Origin of the sequence: Burkholderia latens (assembly GCF_902499045.1) — a bacterium.
GTDB classification, from domain to species: Bacteria; Pseudomonadota; Gammaproteobacteria; order Burkholderiales; family Burkholderiaceae; genus Burkholderia; species Burkholderia latens.
In genome coordinates, this window is the sequence record NZ_CABVPL010000069.1 from 23,794 (window position 1) to 30,107 (window position 6,314).

At 70.7% G+C, this 6,314-nt stretch carries 7 protein-coding genes; 3 read left to right on the top strand and 4 right to left on the bottom strand.

Annotation, left to right across the window (positions count from 1 at the left end; all coding sequences use genetic code 11):
* The first annotated feature begins 12 nt into the window (after positions 1–12).
* Positions 13–822, top strand: coding sequence for a bifunctional hydroxymethylpyrimidine kinase/phosphomethylpyrimidine kinase (gene thiD, locus BSE24067_RS30135; RefSeq protein ID WP_151066788.1), 810 nt, complete (start codon positions 13–15; stop codon positions 820–822).
* 18 nt (positions 823–840) lie between these two features.
* Here the strand turns inward: thiD and BSE24067_RS30140 are convergent, their stop codons facing one another.
* Genes BSE24067_RS30140 through tsaB form a run of 4 tightly spaced genes read right to left on the bottom strand, consistent with a single transcriptional unit; the run spans position 841 to position 4,079 of the window.
* Positions 841–1,800 carry a DUF1853 family protein gene (locus tag BSE24067_RS30140; protein WP_151066787.1) on the bottom strand — a complete coding sequence of 320 codons (960 nt, stop codon included), beginning with the start codon at positions 1,798–1,800 and terminating at the stop codon, positions 841–843.
* Complete coding sequence (locus BSE24067_RS30145) at positions 1,797–2,828, bottom strand: uracil-DNA glycosylase (RefSeq protein WP_151066785.1); 1,032 nt, start codon at positions 2,826–2,828, stop codon at positions 1,797–1,799. The genes BSE24067_RS30140 and BSE24067_RS30145 overlap by 4 nt, the downstream gene beginning before the upstream one ends.
* Positions 2,815–3,315, bottom strand: coding sequence for a ribosomal protein S18-alanine N-acetyltransferase (gene rimI / locus BSE24067_RS30150; RefSeq protein WP_151066783.1), 501 nt, complete (start codon positions 3,313–3,315; stop codon positions 2,815–2,817). Before rimI ends, BSE24067_RS30145 begins: the two co-directional genes overlap by 14 nt.
* Positions 3,312–4,079 (bottom strand): tRNA (adenosine(37)-N6)-threonylcarbamoyltransferase complex dimerization subunit type 1 TsaB, encoded by a 768-nt coding sequence (tsaB, locus tag BSE24067_RS30155; protein ID WP_151066782.1) that lies wholly within the window; start codon positions 4,077–4,079, stop codon positions 3,312–3,314. Before tsaB ends, rimI begins: the two co-directional genes overlap by 4 nt.
* A gap of 147 nt (positions 4,080–4,226) precedes the next feature.
* Between tsaB and BSE24067_RS30160 the strand changes: the two genes are divergently transcribed.
* Positions 4,227–4,496 (top strand): acyl-CoA-binding protein, encoded by a 270-nt coding sequence (locus BSE24067_RS30160; protein ID WP_151066780.1) that lies wholly within the window; start codon positions 4,227–4,229, stop codon positions 4,494–4,496.
* A gap of 354 nt (positions 4,497–4,850) precedes the next feature.
* On the top strand, positions 4,851–6,314 hold a 1,464-nt coding region (locus BSE24067_RS30165; RefSeq protein ID WP_174904961.1), incomplete at its 3' end, for a DEAD/DEAH box helicase.

Here is a 6,314-nt window from a genome sequence, read left to right on the forward strand (position 1 = left end):
CGCACTGCCATCATGACGCACCCGATTCCCAACGTCCTGACGATCGCCGGCTCCGATTCGGGCGGCGGCGCAGGCATCCAGGCCGACCTCAAGACCTTCTCCGCGCTCGGCGCGTACGGTGCGAGCGTGATCACCGCGCTGACCGCGCAGAACACCCGCGGCGTGACCGGCGTGCACGCGCCGGACGCCGCGTTCGTGACCGCGCAACTCGACGCGGTGTTCGACGACATCCGCATCGACGCGGTCAAGATCGGCATGCTCGCGAACGCGGCGATCGTGCACGCGGTGGCCGACGCGCTGCGGCGTTACGCGCCGCGCTTCGTCGTGCTCGATACCGTGATGATCTCGAAGAGCGCGCATGCGCTGCTCGCGCCCGATGCGGTCGACGCGTTGCGCGACGCGCTGCTGCCGCTCGCGACCGTCGTCACGCCGAACCTGCCCGAGGCGGCCGCCCTGCTCGGCGATGCGCACGCAACCACCGAAGACGACATGGTGCGGCAAGGCCGCGCGCTGCTGAAGACGGGCGCACGCGCCGTGCTGATGAAAGGCGGCCACCTGCCCGATGCGGGCGCCAGCCCCGACTGGCTCGTCGATGCGGCGCACACGGTGCGGCTGGACGGCGCGCGCGTGCCGGTCCGCAATACGCACGGCACCGGCTGCACGCTGTCGTCGGCGATCGCCGCGCTGCTGCCGCAGCGGCCCGATCTCGACAGCGCGGTTCGCGAAGCGAAGGCGTACCTCACCGGCGCGATCGCCGCGAGCGGCAAGCTCGACGTCGGCCGCGGCGTCGGGCCCGTCCATCACTTCCATCGCTGGTGGTGAGCGCCGGCTGACGCGCGCTCAGCGGTCCTGCGCGGCGAACGCCTGCGCGCGTGCCGGCCAGTCGTCCGGCACGATGAAGCCGCGCGCGATCTCCCGCCATACGCCGTCGTCGTGCCGGCGATGCACGCCGATCAGCGCGGGCGCCTGCCGCGCGGTCAATACTGGCGGCAGCGTCGGCGAATGCGCGAGCGGTTCGGGCGCGGCTTCGGCGCCCGCCCGCCGCGGCGCGAGCCACGCCAGCCGCGGCAGCACGTTCCACGCTGCGCCGTCAGGCTGCGCGGCAGCCCAGTCCGGCCACTGCGCGTGCGTGAGCCAGAAGCCGCGCGGGTGATCGGCGGCGATTTCCGCGGACACCGGCGGCAGCGCCGCGCCGTGCGGATAGAACAGCCAGCCGCGCACGAACATCTGCGCATCGGACGGCGCGCCGTAGCCGAGCAGCGCAAACCCGTGACGATCGCTGAGCCGCAGCTGATGGTCGAGCAAGCGGCTGCGCTTGCGGTCGAGCCGGTCGACGAGGTTCGGGCCGACGAAGTCTGCCAGCGACGCGCCGCCGGCCACCGGCGCGCACAGATAGCACTTCACGGCGAGTTCCCAATGCAGGCGCCGTCCGCCGGGCGCATCGACGAGGAAATCGACTTCGCCGAGCGTCTTGCCGTTGCTGCGCAGCGGCAGGTTCGCGGCGACGAGCCGCAGCGACGGCCCGTGCGTGAGGAAATATTCGAGCAGACATTCGGCGTAGCGGCCGAGCCGCACCGGCCTCACTCCGTCGAGCGCGCGGTGCAGCGGCTCGGGCGCGGCATCGAGTGCGACGAGCCACGCCTCGACGGCCACCCGTTCGACCGCATCGGACCACGGATGCGCAAGCGGCGCGCCGGGCGCCGCGGCGAGCAGGCTCGGACTCGCGAGAAGCCAGCCGAGATCGCGAACCGCGGCGTCGCGCAGCGTATCGACGAACGCGAGCGCCGCGCCGCGGGTCATGGCCCGGCCGGCCCGTTCGCGCCGGCGTCCGCCGCCCGCAGAAACGTGTCGCGCGCGAGGCACAGGTCGGCCCACGCCTTCGACTTGTCCTGCAGGCTGCGCAGCAGGTACGCCGGGTGGTAGGTGACGATCACCGGCACGCCTTCGTACGTGTGCACGCGGCCGCGCAGCGACGCGATGCTCGAATCCGTCTTCAGCAGCGTCTGCGCGGCGAAGCGGCCGAGCGCGACGATCAGCTTCGGCTTCACGAGCGCGACCTGGCGCTGCAGATACGGCTCGCAGCGCGCGACCTCGTCGGGTTCCGGATTGCGGTTGCCGGGCGGCCGGCACTTGATCACGTTCGCGATGTAGACGTTGTCGCCGCGCTTGAGCGCCAGCGACTGCAGCATGTTGTCGAGCAGCTTGCCGGCCTGGCCGACGAACGGCTCGCCCTGCTTGTCCTCGTGCTCGCCCGGCGCCTCGCCGATCAGCATCCAGTCCGCCTCGCGATCGCCGACGCCGAACACGGTATTGGTGCGCTTCTCGCACAGGCGGCAGCTCGTGCAGCCGGCCACGCGCGCGGCGAGCGCATCCCAGTCGAGCATCGCGACCGGCGTCGCGGCAGGACGCGATTCGGCGGGCGGCAACGGATCGCCCGGCGCCGCCGCGTCGAACCACGCGAAATCGTCTTCGGTGAGCGGCGGGACGTCGTCCGCGGCGCCGGCGGACGCACGATCGTCGTCCATCGCGCTGCGTGCGGCCGCGCTGCCGGCTTCGCCGGCGGGTGCCGTAGCACGCGCCGCCGCGCCAGCCGGCGGCGTGTCGTTACGCGGCACCTCGCGTGCAGGCGGCTGCACGTCGTGCAGCCGGTCCGCCGTCGTTTGCGGTGCCGCAGCGCCAGTTGCGGCCGCAACGGCCGGCCCATCGTCGGCCACGCCCGATGTCGCAACCTGCGCCTGCGCGGCTTCACCGTGCTGCGCATGCTGCCCGCGCCGCACCCAGATCTGCGCGAGCCCCAGTTCTTCGAGCGCTGCTTCAGCCCACGCCATGCGCATCCCCTTCGTCCTTGTTCAGCGTCAGACGCATCACGATCGCGTCCTCCCGGCTCCGATGCCGCGCCGGATAGTAATTCTTGCGCCGGCCGATCGTCACGAAGCCGAAGCGCTCGTACAGATGAATCGCGCGCGGATTGGACGGCCGCACCTCCAGCAGCACGCCGTCGAGCCGTTCCGCGCGCGAGATGCGCACCGCTTCACGCAGCAGCGCGAGCCCCGCGCCGGACTGCTGGGCGGCCGGCGCGACGCACAGATTCAGCAGGTGCATTTCGTCGATCACCGGCATCAGCACGCAATAGCCGACGAGCGCGCCCGTCACGTGGCGCAGGCATACGCCGAAATAACCATTGCGCAGCGAATCCTCGAAGTTACCGCGGCTCCACGGAAACTCGTACGCGACCTGCTCGATCGCGACGACTTCGTCGAGATCGGCGTCGGTCATCGGCGACAAATAACGGTCGCTCAACAATACGCCCGTCATCCTTTGGCTCCGCCCGTCTGCGCGGCGCGTGCCGCGACGCGCTCCGCGGTCGTCTGCGCGACCTTGTCGCGCACGTATTCGGGCGCGGCCTGATCGGCCGGCACCGTACGGCCGGCCCGGAACGCACGCAGCGCCGCGTGCGCAACCGCCAGCGCATGCGGCAGCGCTTCGCCGTCGATCACGGCCGCCGCCGCCGCCGCCGGCAATTGCGCGCCGAACGCGGCCGCCGCATTGCCGGCGAGCGTGAACGGCGCGTCGGGCACGCCGACGGCGCCCGGCGCATCGAGCGACGCAGGATGCAGCGTGCGCCAGTCGCCCGTGTCGTCGTCCCACGCGAAGTCGGCCCAGTACGCTTCGTCCATCCGCGCGTCGAGCGCGGCCAGCACGCGCGTGGTGCCGGGCGCGCGCAGCCGCGCATGCTCGGCGCACGCGAGCAGCGTGCCGATCGGCACGACCGGCAGCCCGCGCCCGAACGCGAGACCTTGCGTGATGCCGGTCGCGGTACGCAGTCCGGTGAACGAGCCGGGACCGGCGCCGAACGCGATCGCATCGCAGTCGGCGAACGCGAGACCCGATTCGGCGAAGAGTTCCTGGATCGCCGGCAGCACGCGCGTGCTCGACACGGCGCCGGTCAGCTCGTGGCGGACCCAGGTTTGCGGGGTGGAAACGGCGTCATCGGCCGAAGCCGAGCGCAGCAGCGCGACCGAGCAGTATTCGGTCGACGTATCGATGGCGAGGAGCACTGTTTGCGTCATGGCCGACATTGTAATGCGGCGCCCCGCTCCGACGGGCGATCGGCCCCGATCGCGATGCACGCGCCGCCCGGCGCGCGGTTTGGAAGGATCGCTCGACCCCGCGCGGCGCGCCCCTTGTTAAGATCGGCCGATCTGAAACCCTTACGGAGACACACGATGAGCGAACTCGCAGCCCGCTTCGACCAGGCCCAGGTGGACGTCAAGCAACTGACGGAGCGACCGGGCAACCTGACCCTGCTGCGCCTGTATGCGCTCTTCAAGCAAGCGACCGATGGCGACGCGCACGGCGACAAGCCGGGCTTCACCGACATCGTCGGCAAGTACAAGTACGACGCGTGGGAAGCACTGAAGGGCACGTCGCAGGATGCGGCGAAGCAGCAGTACATCGAACTCGTCGAATCGCTGAAGAACGGCGCGGCGTCCTGAGCGCGCCTGCCGCCGCAACAAGCAATCAAATCAGTGGCGCAGCGCAGCAAATCTCTTTATAATGCTCGCTGCGTCACCTCCGCGCTCGGCTCGCAAGCCGTTCCGGCCCGACGCCTCGTAGCGTTAAGCTCCAATCCGGTTTAGAACCTGTCCCCTCCTGCTTCGACCCTCGCGGTCGTCAACTAGGCTGGCGGCCCCGCTCCAGAAGCGCGCCGCACCCAAAACAGCTTCTAATGCCTCATCCGCCGAAGGTTCGGCGGATTGCACCCGTTTCCCGATTTGCTCGCTGAATCCGACGACTTGGGTATGCGCGATTGGCGCCGACGTTTCACCCACTGTGTTTCAAGGATTGTTATGACTTCGAGCATCAACACCAGCCCGCTCAACGCGATCGCCGACCAGGCACTCGGTCTCGACGCCGCCGCACCGGCCGCGGCCGAACCGGCGTCGGACGAGCCGACTTTCGCGTCGCTCGGGCTGTCGCCGGAGATCGTCTCCGCGCTGCAGGCCGCCGGCTACGCCAAGCCGACGCCGGTCCAGCAGCGCGCGATTCCGGCCGGCATCGCCGGCCGCGACCTGCTGGTGTCGAGCCCGACCGGCTCGGGCAAGACCGCCGCATTCATGCTGCCCGCGATCGAGCGTTTCGCGCAGCTGCAAAAGGCGCAGGCGCAGCAACCGCGGGCGCCGCGTGAACCGAACCAGGGCGATCGCCGCGCGCGCCGCCCGCAACCCGTCGCGCGCCCGGGCCTGCTCGTGCTGACGCCGACCCGCGAACTCGCGATGCAGGTCACCACGGCCGCGTCGACGTACGGCAAGCACCTGAAGCGCCTGCGCACGGTCAGCATCCTCGGCGGCGTCGCCTACGGCCAGCAGCTGATGCTGCTCGCGAAGAACCCCGAGATCCTGGTCGCCACGCCGGGCCGTCTGCTCGATCACCTCGAGCGCGGCCGCATCGACCTGTCCGAGCTGAAGATGCTCGTGCTCGACGAAGCCGACCGCATGCTCGACATGGGCTTCATCGACGACATCGAGACGATCGTCGCCGCGACGCCCGAGTCGCGCCAGACGATGCTGTTCTCGGCGACGCTCGACGGCAAGATCGGTTCGCTGACGAGCCGCCTGCTGAAGGATCCGGAGCGCATCGAGATCACCGCGAAGATCGAATCGCGCGCGAATATCGCGCAGACGGTGCACTACGTCGACGACCGCGACCACAAGGACCGCCTGCTCGATCACCTGCTGCGCGACGACGCGCTCGACCAGGCGATCATCTTCACGGCGACCAAGATCGACGCCGACCAGCTCGCCGGCCGCCTCGCCGACGCCGGCTTCCAGTCGGCCGCGCTGCACGGCGATCTGCCGCAAGGTGCGCGCAACCGCACGATCCGTGCGCTGCGCGAGCGCCGCGTGCGCGTGCTGGTCGCGACCGACGTCGCGGCCCGCGGCATCGACATCCCGGGCATCACGCACGTGTTCAACTATGATCTGCCGAAGTTCGCGGAAGACTACGTGCACCGTATCGGCCGTACCGGCCGGGCCGGCCGTTCGGGCACCGCGGTGAGCCTCGTGCACCACGCCGAACAAGGCGCGCTCAAGCGCATCGAACGCTTCGTGCGTTCGCCGCTGCCGGTCAACGTGATCGAAGGTTTCGAGCCGCGCAAGGCGCCCCCGCGCAACGAACGCGCCGGCGGCCGCGGCCGTCCGGGCGGCGGTAACGGCGGTCGTCGTTTCGGCGGCAAGCCGGGCGGCGGTTACGGCGGCAACGGCGGCCGCAGCTACGGCGGCGGCAATGGCGGCGGCTGGAGCGGCAAGCCGGGC